This is a genomic window from Solibacillus isronensis (assembly GCF_023715405.1).
GTDB lineage: Bacteria > Bacillota > Bacilli > Bacillales_A > Planococcaceae > Solibacillus > Solibacillus isronensis_B.
Genome location: NZ_JAMBOC010000003.1, coordinates 216,470 through 240,181, shown reverse-complemented (window position 1 = coordinate 240,181; position 23,712 = coordinate 216,470). Strand labels below are relative to the sequence as shown.

The following is a 23,712-nucleotide window of genomic DNA, read 5'->3' as shown; positions in this document are numbered from 1 at the left end:
TAAAAGTAGTTTGAAAGCTCATTTGCTTTGCTAGCGATCCAACTTCGTTAGAAGTTGAAATCTATTGTTTGCTTCATTTAAGAAGCTTGTTTCATTAACGTTGCTTGTTCAGTTTTCAAGGTTCATTTTGTTTCGTTTGTCTCGGTAACTCCCGGCGACTTATATAACTATACATCCTATTCTATTAAACGTCAACAGTTTTAAATAACTTTTTTTATCTTTTTTATTTCACCCTACTCTCTTCTTATTTAAATGTTCCCGAAATAAATACTAAAACCAGCCGAAAAATCTCATGCTCCCTCTCCTTCCGAACTAAATTCACTAAATAAAACTGTTATAAAATCAAACTACATCTCTTCCATCTATCATTAAACCACCTGCTATATAAACGGAAAATCAAAAACTCCAATCATTCAAAATCCCAGCCTCAGCTTTGGAACCTTCGAACGTTTGGAGCTTTTCTTCACTTTAATAAGATTTAAGCTTTTTGAATTACTTCCAGCTCTTCAACTTCCCGATATTTCCCTTGATAAAATAATAGCGGATTGCCTTCATTAACTTCAATTAACTTCGGCTTGCCTAAAAAGATTGTATGATCGCCTGCCTCGATTTGTTCAACTACTTCACAAACTGTGCGCATGATTGAATTAGGGATAAGTGGAAAATTGTCGACATACTCAAACTCAAAAGTACTTTCTACTTGAATTTGACCTGCGAATCTTTTGGAAATGTCGATTTGTTCAGACTGTAAAATACTAACGCCGAAAATATTTGACGCTTTGATTTTATTTAATGTTGCTGCCTTATGTCCGATTGAAATTGCGACCAATTCAGGATCGAGTGAAATTGACATAAAACCATTCGCAGTCATTCCATGTGGCTCTGCATCATTTAAAGTAGTAATAACCGTGACACCTGTTGCAAATTGTCCCATTGCTTGTCTAAACGAAAGTGCTGTCATTAAGTTCCCCTCTTTTCCTCTTATATTGTAACGTTTGATTTTGTTTTCCAGACCGGGTTCGTCCATCCATTTAAATCGTAGTCAGACATCGCACTGTCCACGACAGATTTGAAATAATCCACATTCCCAGTAGCCATACCATGGTATAACGCTTCCAGTCGAATGTTTTCATGGTTGCCTGCATAGTTCACTTCGTATAATTCATGGCGCCCACCAAACTCAGAACCGATTGCATCCCATACCATTTTCAATAATTTCACACGTGATTCAGCATCTACACCTGAGCCGCGATAATACTCATCTAAGTAAGGACGAATTTCAGGGTTATTGAAATCAGCAGCACTTGACGGTAGCTGAATTAGACCTCCTGCAACTACTTGTTCGAAAATATGAACGACCTTTACCCATACTTCCGGTGCAAGGACGCGATATGCACTGGCAGCTTCACCATTAGGAACAGCAATTCCGCTCATACCTATATCAGGGTTTGTCGCCATAGCTGTAGATAATGACCAAATCATATTTCGCATCGCAACTATTTCTCCTATATTTGCTTGAACACCTCTAAATTGATGCGTACCAGAAGACTCCGTTGCTTTTAAAATTAGTCCTAACATAAAGTCCAGCTTAACACCTAAGCGCGTACACCCGTGGAAGCTGAAGCGATTGACGAAATGTGTGGCCGGCACGAAATTGTTAGAGACTTCTACATTTTTATAAGCAAGAACATCTTCCCATGGAATAAATACATTATCCAAAACAATAACCGCATCATTTTCATCAAAACGGCTTGATAAAGGATAGTCGAATGGAGAACCGTTTACTTTAGCACTAAACTCATATGATTGACGACTGATCATTTTTAATCCCGGCGCATTCATTGGCAATAAGAAAATCAACGCATGACTTACATCTCCATCACCAAGGGATTTAGGTCCGTAGTTAGCGACAAAATTATAATGAGTCAACGCAGCGGATGTCCCTACCATTTTTGCCCCTTTTACGATAATCCCATCATCTCTTTCTTTCACTACACGAACGAAAACGTCTTTATTTTCATGCAATGGTTTTGAACGATCCATTTGTGGGTTGATGACCGTATGATTGACAAATGGTAGCTCTTTCGATGCTTTTTGATACCATGCTTTTGCATTATCTTCAAAACCTACATAGTAGTCCGAGTAGGCATTTAAATGTCCGAGGAACGAAGCTTTGTAATCAGGTGTGCGGCCCATAAATCCAAAATTTAATTTAGACCATTCTGCAATAGCATCACGCGCTCCTAATAAATCGTCCGCATTCTTTGGAGCTATAAAAAATTTATGTGTACGGTCACCATACTCATTAATTCCTGTTAATATTGACTGTTTTTCCGGATCATGCAATGAATCATAAAGACGTGAATATGATTTTGCAGAATTTTCATAGGCGGGATGTTCTACGACATTATCAATCTTTTCACCATTTAAATAAACAACACGACCATCATTTAGGCTTTCCAAGTAACTTTTACCAGTATACATAACTTATAACCCCCTTTGATTTGTTAGCATTAGTGTAATTGAGGAAAGCGTTTTCACATATTGCAGTTCCTGTCTAAAATTTTTGTTTTCACTAACAGCTAATGTTAGTTTCAAAATAAAAAAATTACTTAACGACCTGATTTAGTCGTTAAATGATCTATAAATACTAATTTAAATTGCGGGGAGATTTAATACTTTAAGTACTTTTAAATTTAACAAAAGCTGAAATCGGATTTTAGGACAACGTAAATCGATTTGTAATAACTCCTTTATATTTTGCAAACGATACCTGACCCCTCCGACAGATAAATTCGTTAACTTGGCTGTCTTCTCCAAATTACCGCCATTATCTAAAAAATAATAAAGAGTATGCATCAAGTCCTCTTGATGGAGAATTTCCAGAAGATCTCTTTCTACTATACTTCTAAGTAATTGATGATGTTCCGTATATAATAATGCCCCAAGTATGCCGATATCCTCAAAATGACTGACCGTTTCATTGGCAGTGGCCATTCTTTCAGCAATGATTGCCTCTTTAATTGATTGATTGAGACATTCCAATGTATTGGTTGTTGAACTTATACCGACACGGCAAATAATCGAATCCTGATATTTATCGATTGAATGCAGAAATTTTTCAGGCGCCCCGTCCAATAGTGGGTCATCAAAAGCAAGCGGAACAAAGCATAAAACCCCTTGACCTCGTTGAACAATTAGTACTTCCAGATTTAGATTTTTAAAGAAGTTCACGATTTCACGATACACTTTTACAAACATCTGTAAATTGTCATCACTTGATTTATCTTTGTAGTTAAAGGAAATATAAGCGATATGGTAACTTTCCTGCACATAAATATTCAATAATTTCAATTCCCGTAACAACTCTTTATAATCCGTAATTTCTCCAATAAGAAGCTTTTCGAATAACACGGCTTTCATTCGTTCATTTGCATCAAACATCGCTTTTTTATTGATGAGAACAATACTGCAGATAGTGCTGATTCGCTCGAGTATCAGTTTTTCTTCTTCTGTGATGATTTCATCTTTACGATAGAAAAATCCGCAATATTGGAAGACTTCCTGATCGACTGTTATCGGTGAAATAAGGATTTTCCCGCTGTCCAAATTGATTTCGCGCTGCTCCCGAAACTTCCAATTCGTATATTTCTTTTTATATTCCAGAATAAAGTTTTCCAGGAGTACCGATTGACAGGATGAATAGCTAAGTTCCCCTTCAAGATCAAATAAAGCAATCTCTCTTCCTACCATTTGGTTACATTCCTTTAATATTTCAATTAAATTTTGTTTTTGTACGAGCATTTCATTTAATTTATTGTAGATTGCGATTACATTTTTCAGTTGCAGATTTTCCTTAGCCATCTTATTCACATCGATTTGTTGCTCCAGGTTTTGCATTGGTATAAAGGTTGTATGCTTTTTTTCCAAATCAAAATTTAACAATAAATCCACGCCTTTCAATATATAATTCAATCTCTACTCAACATCTATTTATCTATTTCTTGGAATTAGCGCTTCAATACACACCAGTAGTAACCATTTCAAAATCTATTTCTGCCTTCAATCTAAATAAAGCTTATCACCCCATTTGGTTTCCAAATAGGATGATAAGCATTTTAGTTCAAGGAGATGCAAATATTCTTCGCTTCCGTAAAGAATTCCATACTATGACGTCCACCTTCTCGACCAACACCGCTCTTTTTGAAGCCGCCAAATGGAACACGTAAATCACGAACAAACCAGCAATTCACCCAAATGGTCCCAGCACGTACGGCATGTGACACACGGTGTGCTCGCTTTAGATTTTCTGTCCAAATGACCCCGTTTAAGCCATAATCCGTATTGTTCGCAATCGTTAAAGCTTCTTCTTCCGTATCGAACGGTAAAATCGTTACGACCGGACCAAAAATCTCTTCCTGACAAGTACGTGCATTCGGATCATGATGCAGGAAAATTGTTGGGGCAATGTAGTAGCCCTTCTCCAGATCATCCGATAATTGTAGCGGCTGGTCACCTGTAACCAGTTTTGCCCCTTCTTCTTTGGCCAATTCAATATAATAATTCACCTTATCGTATTGAACTTTACTTACTAACGGCCCTGTCGTCGTTTTCGGGTCTTGCGGATCACCAACGACTAGCGCCTCTGCTGCCGCTTTAAATTTATCCAAAAATTCGTCTAAAATTGTACGCTGCACTAAAATGCGTGAACCGGCTAAACAAACTTGCCCAGAATTTAAAAATGCTGCCTGAATCGATGTCGGTACAGCTTTTGATAAATCCGCATCTTCGAAAATAATATTCGCTGCTTTCCCGCCAAGCTCAAATGATGTTTTCTTCAATGTATCCGCGCCATTTTTAATAATCTGTTTACCTGTAACAGTCGATCCTGTAAATGAAATCAAATCAATTTCAGGCTGTTCCGTTACCCATGTACCAACCGTTTTTCCGCTTCCATGAATCACGTTTACGACCCCATCAGGAATGCCTGCCTGTTGTGCAATTTCTCCAAGAAGTGAAACCGATAATGGCGTCAATTCAGCCGGCTTAATGACAGCTGTATTCCCCGCTGCCAGACATGGACCCAATTTCCAAGTCGTTAACATAAATGGTGCATTCCAAGGCGTAATTAGACCGGCTACACCAACAGGCTCATAGCGTGTATAGTTGATAAAGTTTTCATCCATTGGATACGCTTCATCCCCTTGCTTCTCTACGAAATCTGCAAAGAACCGCAAATTATGGGCAGCACGTGGGATATCGGAGCCGACTGCATGCTGATAAGGCTTCCCTACATCCATTGCTTCAAGGCGGGCAATTTCTTCTTTTCGTTCCACGATTATATCAGCCATCCTGCGAATTTTCGCACAACGCTCCGCTAACGGCATTGTACGCCATTCACTATGTTCAAAAGCTTGACGCGCACTGTTGGCAGCTTCTGTAACGTCCTCTTCGGATGCTTCCGAAACAATCGCAATTAAACGTTGGTTGGAAGGATCATGTACTTCAAATGTTTTCTTTGTTGCAGATTGTCTGTATTGTCCATTAATAAAATGATTAACCGTTAACACTTCTTTTTCAGTTGTTAGCATCTGTCTCTCTCCTTTTGGCAACGGATTTCCCTGCTATGCCCCAATGTGTTGCAGCCGTTTCCTGTAAATGTACGCGCACGGTTTCCAGTGGCGCATCCAATACATCGCTGGCTGTTTTGCTCAATTGTTCAATAAGGCGCTCTTTTTGTTCGGGTGTACGGCCCTCTAAAATTGTTACTTGGATGAATGGCACTCTGCCGCACCTCCAGTAAATGAAACCGAAATCGTCCCTAAGCTTTGGAAACTTGCATGGAAAAAATCCCCCGGTTTTATTTCAATTGCTTCACTAATGGATCCGCTTAAAATTAAGTCACGCGGTTTTAAATGCAAGTTACGCTCATGCAGCTTTTCCGCTAACCACTGAATGCTTATAAGCGGATTTTGCATCACCGCACCGGATGTTGTCGAAGCAACGATTTCTCCATTTTTGTAGTAAACAACCCCTAATGCATCAATAAAATCGGCATCCAGTTTTATTGGACGGTTGCCCAAAATATACCGACTCGAGGATGAATTATCGGCAATCGCATCAAGCAATGTAAACTTAAAGCGTTCAAATCTACTATCAATGATTTCAAATGCCGGCAACACAAAATCAATTGCATCGATTACATCTTCTAATGTTGGTGAACCATTTAACGGCTTCTTTAAAACGAAAGCGAGTTCTGGTTCCAGTTTCGGATGGATGTATGGTGTCAAATCATGTTTACCGCCTTCGATTAAGTACATGTTCTTTAAAAGCACCCCATATGACGGTTCATGAACCCCCATCATCTGCTGTTTTGCTTTTGATGTTAGTCCCAACTTCCACCCGATTTGTTCCGTTTGTTCTTGCTCTATTTTTTTATCTACTAGTAACTGCTGAATTTCATAAGCTTCACGCTCTGAGAAACCATCTATTTTATTGGCAAACTGTTCAAGTGTTTGCGCATTTTTTTCAGCCCAATACAACTCATCTACAACCGATAATTTAGTAATACTCGTCATATGAATCCCCCTATACAAACTTCACTTCAACCGAACCAATTTGTCCGAAGGCTGCCTTAAAATGATCACCTTTTTTTATTGGTAACGCCGATGTAAATGCGCCAGTTAAAATCACTTCGCCAGCAAGTAGCGGGACATTAAATTGATGTAATGCGTTCGCTAACCAAACCGCAGAGTTAATCGGACTGCCTAAAACATTACTTCCTGTACCCATTTCAATGAGTTCGCCGTTCTGATACGTATTTAAACCGATTGTTGTTAAGTCAATATCATAAATCGAAAGACGTTGTTCTCCTAATACGACCAAGCCTGACGAGCCGTTATCTGATACCGTATCTTCAAATTTAATTCGCCAATCTGCAATACGGCTGTCGATTATTTCAAATGCCGGCACAATATAATCAATCGCCAATAGGACATCTAGAGGTGTTATATTAGGACCCTTAATATCTTCTTTTAAAACGAAGGCAAGTTCTGATTCAACTTTAGGCTGAATCAGTTGATCAATGTTGATCGTATCACCCGATTTGTACAACATATAATCGAATAAATGACCGTAATCCGGCTGATTAACGTTGAACATATTTTGAATTGCTTTACTCGTAGCGCCAATTTTTTTACCGATGACTTTATGGCCAGCCTGTTTTTTTTGCTCTACATAAGCAAGTTGGATTTCATAAGCCTGCTCTAAAGAAATTGTAGGCGCAAGCTGTGTGAACGGTTCAATTGGTGCCTTCGTCTGCTCAGCTTCCAAAAGCATTGAAGCAAACCCTTGTGCATTTGACATACTATCAGACCTCAACTTTCTTTGTAGATAGTTCCATTGCAACATCGATAATCCAGTCTTCCTGTCCTGCAACGGCATTTCGCTTCCCAAGTTCTTCGATAATACTTACCGGATTTACTTGGAATTTTTCTGCAGCTTTTCTTACGTGTAACAGGAAACTATTGTACACACCGGCATATCCTGATGATAAATTTTCACGGTCAATAAACGGCAAGTAATGCATTTCTGGAGCCACTAATTCTTCCGCAGCATTCATCAGTGTTGAAAGGACGATTGGTGTTTCTATATTCGATTTCACCATTGCTGCAATAAGGACTTCCAATGGTGCATTCCCCGCACCTGCACCTAATCCGCGAAGTGTCCCATCAATTAATGTCGCACCATGTTCAATCGCTGTTAACGAGTTGCCAACTGCCAACCCTAAATTATTATGACCATGGAATCCTATCTGAATTGACAGTGTCTCTTTTAATGCATGTATCCGTTCAATGACTGTTTTTGGCACTAATGCACCGGCAGAATCGACGATATATACACCGTCTGCACCATACTCTTCCATTTTCTTCGCTTCTTCCGCTAAACGCTGCGGTGTCGTACTGTGGCTCATCATCAAAAATCCGTAAGCACCTAGATTTTGCTTTTTCGCTTCTTCAAAATATTGTTGTGAGATATTCGCCTCTGTACAGTGAACTGCGATACGGAGTGCATCAATTCCAATATTGGCGGCTTCTACAATGGCCGGACGTGTTCCAATGCCTGGAACGAACAATGAAGCAATTTTAGATTGGCCTTTTACTTTTACAGCAGCCTCAATCAGCTTCATTTCATCGTATTTAGAAAAGCCTTGCTGAATCGTGGAGCCTTGAAGTCCTGCACCATGACTCACTTCGATCAAAGGAACATTTGCTGCCGCTAATTCAGTAACGATTTTCCCAACAAATTGTGGGGTAAAAGAATGGCTGACTGCATGTGAACCATCACGTAATGTAGTGTCCCCGATTATGATATTGGTCACTTTAAAGCAGCTCCTTTCAGCATATTTTCTGCTATCTTTTCTCCAACTTGTAAAGCCGCAGCAGTCATAATATCGAGATTACCGGCATATTTCGGGAAATAATCTCCCGCGCCTTCTACCTCATTCATAATAATGACCACTTTACGGTTGCCCCAAGGTGTTTCGCGTTGATCGACAATCGGTTGCCCTTTCAATCGGTAACCTGGTACATATTGCTTCACCTTTTGCACGACATCTTCTACAGATTTCTGTAATTGAATTGGATCAATGTCGTCTTCAAGTACCGCATATACCGTATTATTCATTAAAATAGGCGGCTCTGCTGCGTTGATGACCGGCATTGCGCGTGCTGATTGTGCACCGCCCACTAATTTTGCTGCATTCGCAGTTGTGATCGTAAATTCATCCAGGTTCTGGCGTGTACCTAAACCAATGGACGGGCTTGAAATCGTAGCGATAATTTCACTGTAAAGCACTTCCGCAATTTGGCTCACTGCATAAACAAGCGGCGTTGTAGCCTGCCCGCTGCAGGACACCATATTGATATTCATTTCATTGATATGTTCTTCTATATTAATACTTGGAATAACATACGGACCGATTGCTGCAGGCGTTAAATCGATCGCCACAATGCCATTTTCTTTAAGGATTTTAGCGTGTTCAATATGCGAATACGCACTCGTGGCATCAAAAACTATTTGTGCGGAACCGTGTTCGATAATCCCGTGAATCCCCTTTGCAGTTGTTGCTATCCCCGCTTCTTTGGCACGCTTTAGACCGTCTGAGGCAGGATCAATACCTGCCACCAGAACTAAATCTAAATGTCCATCAGCTTTTAAGATTTTCATCATCAAGTCTGTACCGATGTTGCCGCTTCCTAAAATTGCTACTGGAACTTTAGTCATCTGCTAACCCCTCTATTCGTTTGTAACTTTTTCAGCTATTTTACCTACACCATATGTCCAGAACGAGTCAGGGAAAGCCGCCCCTATCCAAGTATCTCCGTTACCTGGAACATCGGCCATTTGCCAAGTAATCGTTTTCCAATCCGGGTCAAAGATCAAGTAGCCTGCATCTCCAAACAATTCAACCCGCAACCCGCTTGGTTCATAGGCATACATACAAAATGCTTGGCTAACCCCATGCTTATTCGGTGGGATTTCAATAAAGTAACCATGGTCTTTCAACAAATCGCCAACTTCGTATAAGTTTTGAGGTATACCATACCAATAGCAAATATGATGTAATTTTCCTTTAGCCCCTGTAGGCTCAGCCATGAAAGCGATTTCATGAACAAGGTTAGAAGCACTAATCCATGATCCTACGACAAACTCTCCATCAACAATTTGTTCGCGAAGTTTAAAGCCTAATACTTCAACTAAAAATTCTGTATCAGCTTTAGGATTTGATGAGAATAAATTAATATGGTCTAATCGACGTACCGGGACACCACGATTTGGACGCTTACTAAATCGAGAAAGTAACTTAGACTTGTTCTCTTCAGGACAATCAAAGTATTCTACTTCCCAAAAGACTTCCATGTTATGACCATCAGGAGTTGTAAATGCATAAGAAGGTCCATGTCCATAATTTTCGTTTTGCCAACCAATACCATACCCACTCGCCTCAATCGCCTTAACCCGACGCTCTAATGCTTGTGGAGATGTTGTGCGCCATGCTACATGTCCTAAACCTGAATAATCAGATTCAGTAATAATTAAGGAGTATTTATAATTTTCTTCATAAGCACGTAAAAAAGTTTGATTTTCAATAACATCTACAACGGCCATACCTAACATTTCTGTGTAAAATTTAATCGATTCCTCCGGCGTGTTAGAAAGTACCTCAACATGTGCGATTTGTGCTACATCAAAGATTGGCTCTACATAATTATTCATGATTAATCCCCCTTGAATGTTATTTTTCGCTCTATTTTCTGAAAAATCAAAATAGATTGTAAATTAATATTAACTGTTATTTTGTTATATACAACACGAAATTCCCTCTATGCGGGAAAGGTGAAAAATGTTTTTTAGAGAATAATATAAACATCAAATAGAATTTCAATGGGGGTTGCAAATGAAGAATAATGGCGAGCTACATTCCGTTAAAAACGCATTGAAAATTTTGAAGGCTTTTAAAATAAACGATTATCAAAAAGGCGTGTTGGACTTGGCAGATGAATTGGGGATTAGTAAAAGCAGTGTACACAGACTTTTAAAAACATTGGAATCAGAGGGCTTTGTAACAAAAGCTAAAAATAATGCCAAGTACGAATTGGGCATATCACTAATTGAACTGAACTCCATTTATTTAAAACATTTGGATATTTACGATGTGACGTTAGAAAGTATGATGAAACTCATTACGTTAACCGGGGAAACTTCTCATTTAGCCATTTTGAAAAATGATGCCATTGTTTATCTTAATAAATTATCAAACCAGCAAACGGTCGAAGTAGAATCACATATCGGCCACTCAAATTATTTGCACTGTACTGCAAGCGGCCGCGTATTATTGGCGTACAGCAGCACTAATACGATTAAACGAATCCTTGACCAACCTTTTATGAGATTTACCCCACGTACGATAGTAGATGCTAATCTGTTGCAAAAAGAGTTGCAAAACACGAAGGAAAAAGGATATGCCGTTGTACGAGGCGAGTACCGCACCAATATGACATCCATTGCCGTACCCATCAAAAACCAGCAGAGTAAAGTAATTGCAGCAATTAATATTGTTGCCCCTACCAATCGGTTAACAGATGAAAAAATAAATTACTATATAAGATTACTTCGTGAAGAGTCTGCCAAAATTACGAAAAAGATTGGGTATTTGTCTTTTCAGTGAGGGTTGGGGTTGGTGAAAAAAATTATAAGGGGTTGTCCCGATATTCGGACAACCCCTTAATTAGTATTTTTAAATATAAATTTGTCTAGCGTCCCTAATGCTTTTCATTTGGTTCTTCTGTAGCTAGTATTGACGCATCTTCTTCGGCCGGACCACATTGGAGCATATCGTTGGTATTTATTGAGGAATTACTTGTTTCGCTAAACCGGACCTTATTTATGAAATCAACCAGATCATCGGTAACTTGATTTATATCTTTCTTTATCTCATGCTCCCATATTCTCTTTATATGCCAGCCCTTTTCCAAGTAATATTCTGTGACTTCCCTATCGCGCTCTTGGTTGCGTAAAAGCTTTTTATCCCAGAACTCCTGGTTGCTTTTCGGTCTATTGCCGTGTATAGGACACATATGCCAAAAACACGAGTCCACGAAGACGACAATTTTGTATTTTTTAATGGAAATGTCGGGAGTACCAAATAGTTTTCGTGTATTTTTTCTGAACCTGATTCCTCTTTTCCACAATTCCTTAGAAAGACGATTTTCCAGTTTTGACTGAGCTCGGATTTTCCCCATAATTCTACTTCGTTCTTCAGGTGAAACTTTATCTGCCATGAGTATCACTCCAGTCAGCTGCTTTTTTGTATCATTTCCCTTGATGAATTGAAGATAAGCATATCGTATAAGGATTCTACAATAGAATTGGTGACCATCTATTAATTGATTGAATTTGTTAATATAAACACTTAAAACTAAAAAAGTCCTGTAATTGTAAGCCAAACAGCATACAATTAAGGACTTTAACTAATTATTAATTTAACTTTAAAGCAGTTTGAGTAAAACTTACTGTTTCCTCTTGGTCAATTTTAAGAATGGTTTCACCCATTTTTTCAATAAGGTCAACAACCAGTGCATTTCCCATACAGAAGTAGCGCATACGATTGGGCATTCCTTCTGTCCAATTTGTAGGGAAGCCATTTAATCTTTCACATTCAACAGGTGTTAAGAAACGTTTTCTACCGTTTATCTCAACAATGTGAGTGCTTCGATTCGTAGTACCTTCGCTCGTCAACATAGTACGTCCTGGTCCATTAACATCATCCGTCGGAGACATACCACCTTCAGCAAAAATATATTTAAACCCTTCTGCTGAAGTGCGTTCTATTTTTTTAGGCCCGCGTAAATAAGCAAACTTCATTATCTGTTCCTCTGTTAAATAAAAGCTTTCATCCACTTCAGCTTCATCTTGCAAAATTTCTTTAAGTGGCGTAAAACTTTCATTTAGAATCTCCGTATGTGCCGTAAATACATCTCCATCAATCATGATGCCAGCCGGATGAAATTCATGTGCGAAGGTATCGGAAATCCCCACTAAGTCTTTAGGGAGTTCAATAGTATTTACACGATTTTTATACGGTTCTTTTTTTACCGGAAAAGTTTTTGCAAAGAAACCTTCTTTAAATACAACTTTATCTGGTGTGAATTTTTTCTGCTTCAGAGCAAAATCCAAATGATTTTTATATGCAAAAATAAAAATTCGCCGTCGTTTTTGAACCCCGCCTACTTCTGCAGCATTCACAACACGCCATTCCACTATATAATTTAAATCGCGAAACGTTGCAAGCATTACAGCAAAGTCACGCCCACGCTGCTTAGAAGGAGATTTTAATAAGCGGTCTACATTCTCAAGCAAGACATATTTAGGATGAGAATGTTCAATCATCCGTTTTATTTCCCAAAAAAGAACACCCTTTTTCCCTTCCAAACCTTTTTCGTTATTCAGACTTCGGGCCACTGAGTAGTCTTGGCATGGAAATCCTCCTACTAAAACGTCAATTCCCCACTTATTTATATTACTTTCGGGCACTTTAGAAATATCCGTATTACTATATTCATCTATTCCAGTCACAAAATTTCTTTTGTAACATTCAAATGCATGTTGCACTTTGCGAGAAGGCTCCCATTGGTTTGCCCACACTGTGTTGAAAATTTCAGCGTTCGCCTTTTCTAAACCTAATCGAAACCCGCCCACTCCTGCAAATAACTCGACTACATTCAGAGTACTTTTTGTCATAGCGAACATCCTTTCTTTCATGGAATAATTATAAACGATAAAATTCAAAAGATCAACCGTTATGTTTAGCCTGTGAAATTTTATATCATGCTATAATTTCTATAGGGGGGGCATATTAATGGATTTTAAAATATATCAACATCGTCATGCACATACAATATTGAATGACTCTGAATTTATTTATACTTGGTCAGAAATAAAACAAGCTCTACATAGTATAACTGAAGAAGAAATTATATCTGAATTTCTAAGTAGAGGCGAAAAAAGAGGGAAAAGTATATCAAAATCAATTAATAGTATAATTAAAGAACGTCTATCCGAAAAAGGTTGGTTTAGTGAAAGTTCAATCTTTAAAGACCCCAATTATAAAGATGATACTTGGCGCCTCGATTTCGCTAAAAATACTATTTCTATTGAAGTTGGATTTAATCATGGTAGCGTTATTGCGTGGAATTTACTAAAACCTGTACTTGCTAGTGAACTGAACCACGTCGAAAAAGCCATTCAAACAAAAATTGCTATCGTTATAACAGCTACAAATGATTTAAAAAGGAGTGGAGGATTCGATAATGCTATTGGATCATTCGAAAAATACATCCAGTACCTTAAGCCTTTAAACACACAATTAACTGTTCCAACATTAATTATTGGACTTCATGGGTTAAATAAATTTTATATTTCTCATGAAAAGGATTCTATAACAGGGAAAAATTTAGGGATGGTCAATGTTAAACAATAGTTCAATCAACATAGCACTTCCTTCTCACTACAATTACACTAACTAACAGGGAGGAGTTAAAATGGAAAACATATGTACTTATATAACTAGTTTTAAAATTTTCGAACACAAGTCGGTAAAAGAAATAGGGGAAATTACAGGGCTTAATGCTGATTTAATTAGTAACAAGACAACAATTAGCACATTATCTAATTCCATGTTCAATTATTTCCACATGAATATAAACGACTTAAAAAAACAAAATATACTTATAAAAACTGTTCGGCTTCAAGAAAATATGAAGCCTAAAGAATCTATGTCCTTTGAACAAGTTAATTTTCATGAAGTTGTTAAGGAACAATGGGATTCTAGCTTTTTAAAAAAAAAATTTACGAATACTACTTTTTTATTTGTAGTTTTCCAGTCTTATAATGGGACATTCTTTTTTAGAGGATTACATAGTTGGAAAATGCCCGAAAATCTAATTGAAAACGAGTTAAAGCATTTTTGGCATTTGTTGAATACGAAACTTAAAGTGGGCGTTACTTTAACTAAAGTAATACGTGGCTCAAAAACAATTACAACAAATGACCTTCCTTCTTCAAGCGACTCTAAAATTATGCATATACGTCCAAAAGCTCAAAATGCAAATGATGTAACGCCATTACCAGATGGTCAGTTAATTACGAAACAGGCTTATTGGATTAACGCTTCTTTTATTGGCAGAATTTTAGCTACTATGCCTCCACTACAAAACAAAGAAGTACACAATGAAAAACAACCCTATTATTACGATTCATTTAAGCATCTATTAACAGAAGAAATCTATACGATTACTCAATTTATTGATATCGCTAAAAGCGTAGATAGTAGTTTTAGCGAATTCGATGTTAACCAGCAAGCACTTAATTTAATAGGTTTCAATCTTTCCCCCCCTATACAATAAGTGCTATTTTTGAAAATGCTAGCGAATACTTTCACAAAAACATTTTTAAGGATCGCTATTTTGAACTACCAGAAAATCCAATCTGGCAAACAAGCTTTGTATCGCGTACATTAGAAAACTTAGAAAATAATTATTCGATATTTAAAATAGATAATACAACATATTTAACCGAAAAGGCATTGGCTAACGCTCAAATACAAAAACAAACCATCAAAGGTTATAAAAATGCTGTTGAAAATTTTGTTAACGATAACCAATTTTTCACATTATCATCTTTAGGAAAGGATGGGTTCACGGATTCTATTGAAGACTTCGGCTTTGATGCGCCTTTTTATGAATCCATTTTAAAAAGACCTGGTCACTTACAGTATTTAAAATTTTGCGGTCATTACATCTTCATCAAATCACCAACCAAACCATCATACGATCAATTCTTAAGTATATTTTTTGATAAATATAATCGACTCGAACTTGATGAGTTACTTGAAGCGCTGATGCAGAAATTTAATTTAAAAATGAGTTTTTCAGAACTCGAGCAATTTTTGAAATCTGCAGAACTAGAAAAATTATTCTACTCTCCACCATTAACTACATTATTTAAAAACAAAGAAAAATATCTTGATTGGATTTACTAAGCCCTCTGTTTTAGGGGGCTTTCTTATGCAATAATACATATTGCTTCGTGCTGTCACTTTACACGCCGGGTATATATTTACATCCCAATGAAAAGATATTTCTTTAAGTATTTTCTTAAAATGGCTAATTAATACTATGATTCTATAGAAGCATATGATTTAATAGATGAAATTAAATTCACTTATCATCTGGAAATTGAATTATCAAAAATTATCGCATTACTTCAAAATACCAAAATTTACTACTCGCGAGAATTAATGAAGTTCTATTGTAACAAAGAAGTTTATTTTGATGAAGTTTATAAATAAGGAGACTTAAGCTATGACATTTAAAACATTAACGGAATTAAGAAATGAAGGGATTATTTTACCTACAGATTCTACACGAAAATTAACAATTCAAGGTCAAACCAAAAATCATAAGGTATTCCGCATTCCAGTAAACTACTTATACTACAATAATAAAAATGGCCGTATTATCAGTTCAATAAACCGTTACGAATCAGAAGGAAACGTCTTATCTCCCAATAATCGTGATGCATATAATAAGGTGCTACGTCAATATATTATCGAATCAAACACCAATGCCTTAGAAGCAACGAAAAAAAACATTAAAATGTTTGGTCAGCGTTTACCGGGGGTTGTATTAGACGATGGACGTATTATTGACGGAAATCGTCGTTTTACATGTGTATCATTAATTAATGAGGAAGAAGGTCAAAACCTATACTTCGAGGCAGTCATTTTAGATGCATCACAGGGCTTAACAGATGCTGACATTAAACGACTTGAATTAAACCTTCAACATGCGGAAGAACGTCCTGTTGATTACGACCCAATCGATAATTTAGTCGAAATTTATACGTTACTTGTTCGACCGAATGAAAATGAACGTCCATTATTTACACCAGAAGAATATGCTCATAACACAAACAAGAAGAAATCAGAAGTAGAAAAAATGATTAAAAAAGCAACATTAATGGTGGAGTTTTTAGAATTTATTAATGCAGAAGGAAAATATTACGTTGCTCGTGATTTAAATCTAGATGGTCCATTACAGGAGGTAATGGGAATTTTAAATCGTGAAGATGAATCAGATGAAGCCGAATATTTACGTGTAAAGCAAACATTATTTGCTGCATTAGCTATCCCATACCGTGGTGATATAACTCGATATATCCGTGATATTGGAAAAGAAATTTTACGAGCAGATAACCGTGAAGAGTTTTTAGAAGAGTACGAAGATATCGTTGAAGAAGTTTACGAAACATTCCAAGAACATGAAAATGTAACTAAAGACGTTGTCCGTGAAATTAATGCAGAGCTAGAAATTAAAGTTGAATCAGAAAAGGTAATTAAAGATAAAATCCAAGAAACTCAATTCAAGACAATTAAAGGGCAACCTGTTGATTACTTAAAGCGTGCTATTTCAGCTTTAGATGCAATCGATACAGATCAAGTTTCTCGTTTAGATGCCGCGACTAAACAAGAATTTATGACATTGCTAGAAAAGATTAACTCAACTACAGAATTATTCGGAGACAAGATTGGAGTTTAAATCTCTTCCTTTCAAGTCCTCCTACTATACAACCACCTCTAATATCGCTGAAGATTTTTATAACCCTGTGCTAGAAATAGCAACTTCTTACGATCGTGTAAGCGGCTATTTCAGCTCAAAAGCCCTTTCGCTCTATGCGAGGGGCTTACAGGGTCTGATAAAAAACGGCGGTCAAATGCGGCTCATTATTTCTCAAGATATTAGTGAAGAAGACTTTGGCTTAATCAAAGCAGGCTATGATTTACGAGAAAAGCTTGCAAACACATTACTAACTCAGTTAGATGAATCATTAAATATTGAGGAAAAAGTAAACTTTCATAATTTAGCGCATTTAATCGCGCTTAGGAAAGTTGAAATCAAAATTGGCTTTAAAACGGCAGGTATATTCCATTCAAAATTCGGTTTATGTGAAGATGCCGCCGGAAATATAATTTACTTCACTGGCTCCAACAACGAAACAAAAGCTGCAATAGAGAATAACTTTGAGTCGTTTGATATTACCGCATCTTGGTTAACTTCTCCATTTGATATGCAAAAAATTATTCAAGCTCGCCAGGAATTTGATAATCTATGGAACGATAAAGCACAGCAATATAATATCTTCATTAAAGAAATTAATGATGTGATTAAGCAAAAAATTATCACTTACGATAAAGGGAGATTAATTTTGAATCCAGAAATGTTAGTAGACGATGCATTAATTTTATCTATCCATGAGGAACAATTATTTTTAGAGGATAATTTAACCTCTTATAAAATAAGTACAAAAGACTTAGCAATTAAGCGTTTAGAACCATATTTAGATGATGATTATCCGAATTTCAAAAATGATTTAACATATGTTGAGATGACAGAAGTTATTAAGCTTCTTACAAAATATGCGAATCGTAAAAAATTCAATTTTATTGTAAGTAATGACTTATCGACATATTTAGAACAGCAAGCGTATTGGATTGAGGAGCGTTCGAAGTATGCACTACTCCTAAAATCTCAAGATGCTCAAATTTTAGAACGTTTCGAAGAATTTAAATTAATCGTATCAAAAGAATTGCACCGTCCATTACGTGATAAACAAATGTGGAGCGCATTTTACATGCAACAAATGAAAAAATCAGCGAACTTTTCTGTACCAGGTGCAGGGAAAACTTCGATGATTTATGGTGTATTTGCCTATTTAAATTCACCTAGCATTAACGCTGTCGACCGTATTGTTATGATTGGTCCTAAAAACTCCTTCCTCGCTTGGAAACTAGAATTTGCTGAAAACTTTGGACCAAATAAAGTATTGAGTTTGCTTGATATTCATGATGAGGAATCCCCTGCAATTCAGTTGGAAATTAATAGTTTAAGGAAAAATCTCATCTTAATCAATTACGAATCCTTACAGAAGTACGAGAAAATTTTATGTGATATTATCGATGAACGAACAATGCTCGTTTTTGATGAAGTACACAAAATTAAAGGTGTTCGTAGTAAACGTGCACAAGTTGCAAAAAAAATTGCGACAAGACCAGTTTACAAATATGTTTTAACAGGTACCCCTATCCCTAATACTTATGAAGATATTTTTAATTTTTTAAACATCCTTTACACGGACGAATATAAAAAGTTCTTTAATTTTAAAGTAAGTGAACTTAAAGATCCCGATGTGCTAAAAATTGAAAAAATTAATCAAAAACTTTATCCATTCTTCTGGCGTACAACTAAAACAGAACTTGAAGTGCCCGCTGCCAATCCTGATGACATTATTCGCGTACCAGCGAATCATCTTGAACAAGAAATTATTGAGTTACTCTACAAAAAATATGCAGGCAATCCATTACATCTCTATATTCGCTTAATTCAAGCTTCAACTAATCCCTACTTACTTTTAAAAGCTATCAACCATATTGAAATGTATGGTGAAGAAAATAAAACAAATTGGTTTAACAATTTTGATAATGACGTCATTACCTTTACAGAGGAGGAAATTCAAAAGATTCGTCAGGTGAAAACGACATCTAAGTTCAGCGCAGCTATTGAGCTTGCAACAGAATTAAATGAAGAAGGTAAACAGGCCTTAATTTGGTGTATGTTTGTTAATACAATCGACAAAGTATATGCTGAATTAAAAGCGAAAGGTATTCGAGCTGCTGTGATTTACGGTAGTACACCTCAGCAAGAACGTGAAAAAATTATTGAAGCATTTAAACGCCGTGAAATTGATGTATTAATCACAAATCCACATACACTCGCTGAATCTGTTTCTCTACATCACACATGCCATGATGCTATTTATTTAGAGTACTCTTTCAACTTAACTCATATGTTACAATCACGCGATCGCATTCACCGTTTAGGTTTAAAAGAGAATGACTATACGCAGTATTATTACTTTATGCTTGAAGGACAGGAAAACGGACGCAACACAATAGATGAAAAAATTTATGACCGCTTAAAAGAAAAAGAGCAACGTATGCTCGATGCCATTGAGGGTGGGCAACTCATGCCAGATCCTGAAGTTGACTATACTGAAATACTTGAATTATTTAAATAATTTTGGAGAAATATTTCCCCCAAAACTGAGTGGGCAGTTGCGTATTTGAGTGAATGCGAACAACAATATACCCAGTAGTTAATGCTTTTTAACGGACTAGCTATTTTCTAGTCCGTTTTTCTCTCCCCTAAAAATCTCCCGCTTATGCCACTTGAAATATTTCTTATTCTCTTCTACCCTTGCAACGCGCATTTTCTCATGAATCCCGTATTTCACATAACCCATCTGCTCAATTTCAGAGGATATATGGATTTTCCCCGTTCCATCAAACGCGATATAGCCTTGGTCATATAACGCATCATGGTTATGACATAGTAGAATACCGTTGTATGGATCAAGTCGTTCATCATTTGTTGCATCTTTCCAAGGTTTTGAATGACTTGCGCGTAATAATCCAGGTAGCGAGATTCCGCATAGCGCACATTGATTGTCCCATAACGGCATCAGTTGCTTTCTAAATTTTTGCTGGCCTTTACGGATTTTCACCTTTGCTTCCGCTTCAGTTTCGATTAATACTGGTGCCAGCGTATTACGTTCCTTTTGCGCTATCAGACCAATAGCAAATTCCAGCTGCTCCTCATTTTCCTCATAAATATTCGCATCACTCATAAGCTCAAGTAGTTTGATTGCGAGCATTTCATTACAAGGATATAAAAAGCCTTGGTTGCCGTCACCATTATGTTGGAACGGTGAATACTTGACCGGGAGCAGTGGCTCGATTTCTTCAAAATGTTCTTTTATCGAAACTGGAAAATGTAGTTCCTCGTACACCGCCGGGAATTGATGCCCCACTTCACCTGATTGATCAAAAGGATTCACGCCTTCCCCACAATCTTCCTGAGCAGTACTGATCGCAACGATTTCTCCTTTGACACAGTGAAAAATCGCATCGCCCTTCTTTACTTCCTTCATCCGCTCCCAAGAATGTGGTGTTTGTCCACTATTATCTAAAATTGAGCACCATACGACCTGCTTTTCCTTCGCCTCATCGTATGTACGCCCTTGCATTACTATATAAAAATTCATACGTACACCTTCGCTTCTCTTCTTTGCTTTCTTTTAGTTTACCATTTCTTTTTTCTTATCATAACTAACATGCCTTATAAATAAATCTCACTTTCATAGTATCGTCTCCAAATTCTCCATGAAATTAAATTTAAATTTTTCTGCTCCAAAATTTCGCCTCTCGAAAAGCTCCCAAAAAATGTTATAATCCGAGTAAGAATCATTTTCACTACTATTACAACCGGTTGCACTCAGTTTTGAGTTGTTTAACAGAAAGGACTAGAAATGCTAGCAAGATTTTTTACGTATTATAAGCCGCATAAGCGATTGTTCATTATCGACTTCTCATGTGCGGTATTTGTGGCCGTTTTGGAATTGCTGTTCCCGATGGCTGTGCAGTGGTTTATCGATGATCTGCTCCCGACAAACGATTGGGGCATGATTACGAAAATCAGTGCGCTTCTTTTACTGACGTATATTTTAAGTACGGGCATGAACTTTGTCGTGAACTATTTGGGGCATAAACTCGGGGTCAATATCGAAACCGATATGCGCCAGCAACTGTTCAATCATGTGCAGCGTCAGCCTTATACGTTTTTCGATAATATGAAAACAGGTCATTTAATGAGTCGTATTACGAATGACTTATTCGATATCGGGGAGTTTGCGCATCATGGTCCGGAAGATTTGTTCATCGCAATGATGACCTTCATCGGGGCGTTTACAATTATGTTCAACATTAACGCGACCCTTGCGACGATTATTCTGATATTCGTTCCGTTTTTAATTGCAGTTATGTATTGGAGCAATAGACGAATGAAAAAAGGCTGGAGCGTTATGTACACTGAAATTGCGAACGTCAATGGCCGTGTGGAAGACAGCTTCTCCGGTATTCGCGTCGTGAAATCATTTACAAATGAAGAATTCGAAACGAACCGCTTCAAAGACCAAAATGCTCTTTTCCGTAAAGCGAAAATCTATGCCTATAAAGTAATGGCCGGTACGCATTCAAGCATTTACTTTTTAACACGTCTATTGACATTGCTCGTGCTTGTTGTTGGCGCTTGGCTTTCATTTAACGACAATCTATCAGCCGGGGAGTTTGCAAGCTTCATTTTATTTACGAATGTATTAATTAGACCAATCGATAAGATCAGTGCATTGCTCGAAATGTATCCAAAAGGAATGGCCGGCTTTAAACGTTTCTGCGATCTGCTTGACCAGGAGCCGACGATTGTCGACCGCCCAAATGCAATTGATGTTGACCAATTAAACGGCGATATCGAGTTTAAAAACGTGGACTTCAAATATGCGGACAGCAAGCAAGTTCTGAACAATCTATCGTTCAAGGTGGAAGCAGGAAAAACGGTTGCCTTTGTCGGCCCGTCCGGTTCAGGGAAAACGACGATCAGTGCACTAATCCCCCGCTTTTACGATATTACGGATGGTGCGATTACAATTGACGGTTATGATATCCGCGATTTAACACAGCAGTCGCTCCGCAAGCAAATCGGTACAGTACAGCAGGATGTATTTTTATTTACAGGTACTATCCGTGAAAATATCGAATATGGTAAATTAGGTGCGAGCTTCGAGGATATTAAAGCAGCGGCCGAGCAGGCGAACTTGCTGGAATTTATCGAGAATTTACCGGATGGCTTTGAGACGGAAATCGGTGAACGTGGTCTGAAATTATCGGGCGGACAAAAACAGCGTCTTGCAATTGCGCGAATGTTCCTGAAAAACCCGCCAATTTTAATTTTGGATGAGGCAACATCTGCCTTAGATACAGCGACTGAGCGGATTATCCAGCAGTCGTTGAATGATTTGGCGAAAAACCGGACGACATTGATCATTGCGCACCGTTTAGCGACAATTCGCGATGCGGACTATATTTTAGTCGTCACACCAAATGGAATTGAAGAGCAAGGCACATATGAAGAGCTTGTCGCAAAAGGCGGTATTTTTGCAGGGCTTCATCATGCATAAAGATTAAAAGTAAGATGAGGTGGATGATTGCGGTCATTCACCTTTTTTTCACCAAAATGGAGGGGGTTTTTTAATGAGTATTCCAGTAATTGATTTACATTGTGATGCATTGTGGCGTATGCAGCAGGACGGTCACCGGTTTAACGATGGTCTGCTTGATGTAAATGCCGATAAACTTCGCGCAGGAAATGTAATGGCACAGGCGTTTGCGGTTTATGTTTACCCTACTTTAACTTTGGAGGAAAAACGGGCTGCTGCTTTCAAACAAATTGCGCATTTTCAGCAGGAAGTGCTAAGTGAACACGTCGTGCATATTAAGAAATGGACGGATTTTGATATGCTCCAGCCAGGACAAACTGGCGCCTTTTTAACGATTGAAGGCGTTGATTTTTTCGGTGGCGACATTGATTTTTGGCATCAGTTCCTTGAGCTTGGCGTGTTGTCGATCGGGCTTACATGGAATTACTCAAACGAAGCGGCAGACGGTTTACATAGTACATCACAGATTGGCGTTACACCGTTTGGCAAAGAAATCATCAAGCTGAATAATGAACATCGCCTCTTCACCGATGTTACCCATCTACATGAACGAAGCTTTTGGGATGTAATCGAGCATGCCGATTATGTGATCGCTTCTCATTCAAATGCCATGGCTATTTGCAAACATGAGCGCAATTTGAACGATGCACAAATAAAAGCGATGATTGAAAAAAATGCACCGATTCATGTTGTGTACTATCCTGAATTTATAAACGGCACAAATAAAGCGAGCATGACGGACTTGATTCGTCATATTGACTATATTTGTTCACTTGGCGGGAAGCATTTGATTGGGCTTGGATCTGATTTTGATGGAATCGATGCGAAGATTTCCCATCTTGAACATTCTGGAATGCATCAAAACTTAGTTAATGAGCTGCTAAAGAATTACAGTGAACAGGACGTGCGTGGATTTGCGGCTGCAAATTTTTTGAAGCATTTGCCGAAATAGGCTGTAACGTCAGGTCCTCTTCGGTTTCGTGC

Annotated in this window: 21 protein-coding genes; 8 read left to right on the top strand and 13 right to left on the bottom strand. The window is 37.6% G+C overall.

What is annotated here, in order from left to right; all coding sequences use genetic code 11:
• Positions 1 to 478 precede the first annotated feature (478 nt).
• From M3166_RS14930 to M3166_RS14885, 10 genes are all read right to left on the bottom strand, one after another.
• Positions 479 to 961 (bottom strand): flavin reductase family protein, encoded by a 483-nt coding sequence (locus tag M3166_RS14930; protein WP_251690660.1) that lies wholly within the window; start codon positions 959 to 961, stop codon positions 479 to 481.
• A 20-nt stretch (positions 962 to 981) separates the two neighbouring features.
• Positions 982 to 2,484, bottom strand: coding sequence for a 4-hydroxyphenylacetate 3-hydroxylase family protein (locus M3166_RS14925; protein WP_251690659.1), 1,503 nt, complete (start codon positions 2,482 to 2,484; stop codon positions 982 to 984).
• 171 nt (positions 2,485 to 2,655) lie between these two features.
• Entirely contained in the window at positions 2,656 to 3,945 is a 1,290-nt protein-coding gene (locus M3166_RS14920) for a PucR family transcriptional regulator (protein ID WP_251690658.1), read from the bottom strand.
• 173 nt (positions 3,946 to 4,118) lie between these two features.
• Positions 4,119 to 5,591: an aldehyde dehydrogenase gene (locus M3166_RS14915; protein WP_251690657.1), complete on the bottom strand. Its 1,473-nt coding sequence runs from the start codon at positions 5,589 to 5,591 to the stop codon at positions 4,119 to 4,121.
• Positions 5,578 to 5,784 (bottom strand): tautomerase family protein, encoded by a 207-nt coding sequence (locus M3166_RS14910; RefSeq protein WP_251690656.1) that lies wholly within the window; start codon positions 5,782 to 5,784, stop codon positions 5,578 to 5,580. The genes M3166_RS14915 and M3166_RS14910 overlap by 14 nt, the downstream gene beginning before the upstream one ends.
• On the bottom strand, positions 5,766 to 6,578 hold the full coding sequence (locus M3166_RS14905) for a 2-keto-4-pentenoate hydratase (protein WP_251690655.1): 813 nt from the start codon (positions 6,576 to 6,578) through the stop codon (positions 5,766 to 5,768). Before M3166_RS14905 ends, M3166_RS14910 begins: the two co-directional genes overlap by 19 nt.
• 10 nt (positions 6,579 to 6,588) lie before the next feature.
• The gene (locus tag M3166_RS14900) at positions 6,589 to 7,365 is read right to left on the bottom strand and encodes a 2-keto-4-pentenoate hydratase (RefSeq protein WP_251690654.1); all 777 of its coding nucleotides are present in this window, start codon (positions 7,363 to 7,365) and stop codon (positions 6,589 to 6,591) included.
• Positions 7,366 to 7,369: 4 nt separating this feature from the next.
• Positions 7,370 to 8,380 (bottom strand): 4-hydroxy-2-oxovalerate aldolase, encoded by a 1,011-nt coding sequence (dmpG, locus tag M3166_RS14895; RefSeq protein ID WP_251690653.1) that lies wholly within the window; start codon positions 8,378 to 8,380, stop codon positions 7,370 to 7,372.
• On the bottom strand, positions 8,377 to 9,285 hold the full coding sequence (locus M3166_RS14890) for an acetaldehyde dehydrogenase (acetylating) (RefSeq protein WP_251690652.1): 909 nt from the start codon (positions 9,283 to 9,285) through the stop codon (positions 8,377 to 8,379). Before M3166_RS14890 ends, dmpG begins: the two co-directional genes overlap by 4 nt.
• A gap of 12 nt (positions 9,286 to 9,297) precedes the next feature.
• Positions 9,298 to 10,278: a catechol 2,3-dioxygenase gene (locus tag M3166_RS14885; RefSeq protein ID WP_251690651.1), complete on the bottom strand. Its 981-nt coding sequence runs from the start codon at positions 10,276 to 10,278 to the stop codon at positions 9,298 to 9,300.
• Between the two features lie 181 nt (positions 10,279 to 10,459).
• Here M3166_RS14885 and M3166_RS14880 point away from each other — a divergent pair, with 181 nt between their 5' ends.
• Positions 10,460 to 11,230, top strand: coding sequence for an IclR family transcriptional regulator (locus M3166_RS14880; protein ID WP_251690650.1), 771 nt, complete (start codon positions 10,460 to 10,462; stop codon positions 11,228 to 11,230).
• A 94-nt stretch (positions 11,231 to 11,324) separates the two neighbouring features.
• Here M3166_RS14880 and M3166_RS14875 read toward each other — a convergent pair whose 3' ends face one another.
• Positions 11,325 to 11,843, bottom strand: a complete 519-nt coding sequence (locus tag M3166_RS14875; RefSeq protein ID WP_353056583.1) for a very short patch repair endonuclease — start codon at positions 11,841 to 11,843, stop codon at positions 11,325 to 11,327.
• 196 nt (positions 11,844 to 12,039) lie between these two features.
• Positions 12,040 to 13,302, bottom strand: a complete 1,263-nt coding sequence (gene dcm, locus M3166_RS14870; RefSeq protein ID WP_251690649.1) for a DNA (cytosine-5-)-methyltransferase — start codon at positions 13,300 to 13,302, stop codon at positions 12,040 to 12,042.
• 118 nt (positions 13,303 to 13,420) lie between these two features.
• Between dcm and M3166_RS14865 the strand changes: the two genes are divergently transcribed.
• The 5 genes from M3166_RS14865 to M3166_RS14845 all read left to right on the top strand — a co-directional run bounded on the left by M3166_RS14865 (position 13,421) and on the right by M3166_RS14845 (position 19,695).
• Positions 13,421 to 14,041, top strand: coding sequence for a BglII/BstYI family type II restriction endonuclease (locus M3166_RS14865; protein ID WP_251690648.1), 621 nt, complete (start codon positions 13,421 to 13,423; stop codon positions 14,039 to 14,041).
• A gap of 61 nt (positions 14,042 to 14,102) precedes the next feature.
• Positions 14,103 to 14,966 (top strand): MutH/Sau3AI family endonuclease, encoded by an 864-nt coding sequence (locus M3166_RS14860; protein ID WP_251690647.1) that lies wholly within the window; start codon positions 14,103 to 14,105, stop codon positions 14,964 to 14,966.
• A 179-nt stretch (positions 14,967 to 15,145) separates the two neighbouring features.
• On the top strand, positions 15,146 to 15,601 hold the full coding sequence (locus tag M3166_RS14855; protein WP_251690646.1) for a hypothetical protein: 456 nt from the start codon (positions 15,146 to 15,148) through the stop codon (positions 15,599 to 15,601).
• A 322-nt stretch (positions 15,602 to 15,923) separates the two neighbouring features.
• The gene (locus M3166_RS14850; protein WP_251690645.1) at positions 15,924 to 17,159 is read left to right on the top strand and encodes a hypothetical protein; all 1,236 of its coding nucleotides are present in this window, start codon (positions 15,924 to 15,926) and stop codon (positions 17,157 to 17,159) included.
• Entirely contained in the window at positions 17,149 to 19,695 is a 2,547-nt protein-coding gene (locus tag M3166_RS14845) for an SNF2-related protein (RefSeq protein ID WP_251690644.1), read from the top strand. The genes M3166_RS14850 and M3166_RS14845 overlap by 11 nt, the downstream gene beginning before the upstream one ends.
• Positions 19,696 to 19,791: 96 nt before the next feature.
• Here M3166_RS14845 and M3166_RS14840 read toward each other — a convergent pair whose 3' ends face one another.
• Complete coding sequence (locus M3166_RS14840; protein ID WP_251690643.1) at positions 19,792 to 20,721, bottom strand: HNH endonuclease; 930 nt, start codon at positions 20,719 to 20,721, stop codon at positions 19,792 to 19,794.
• A 264-nt stretch (positions 20,722 to 20,985) separates the two neighbouring features.
• On the opposite strand from M3166_RS14840, the gene M3166_RS14835 reads away from it, so the two are divergent.
• The gene (locus M3166_RS14835; RefSeq protein WP_251690642.1) at positions 20,986 to 22,689 is read left to right on the top strand and encodes an ABC transporter ATP-binding protein; all 1,704 of its coding nucleotides are present in this window, start codon (positions 20,986 to 20,988) and stop codon (positions 22,687 to 22,689) included.
• A gap of 73 nt (positions 22,690 to 22,762) precedes the next feature.
• The gene (locus M3166_RS14830; protein WP_251690641.1) at positions 22,763 to 23,680 is read left to right on the top strand and encodes a dipeptidase; all 918 of its coding nucleotides are present in this window, start codon (positions 22,763 to 22,765) and stop codon (positions 23,678 to 23,680) included.
• Positions 23,681 to 23,712: the final 32 nt, after the last annotated feature.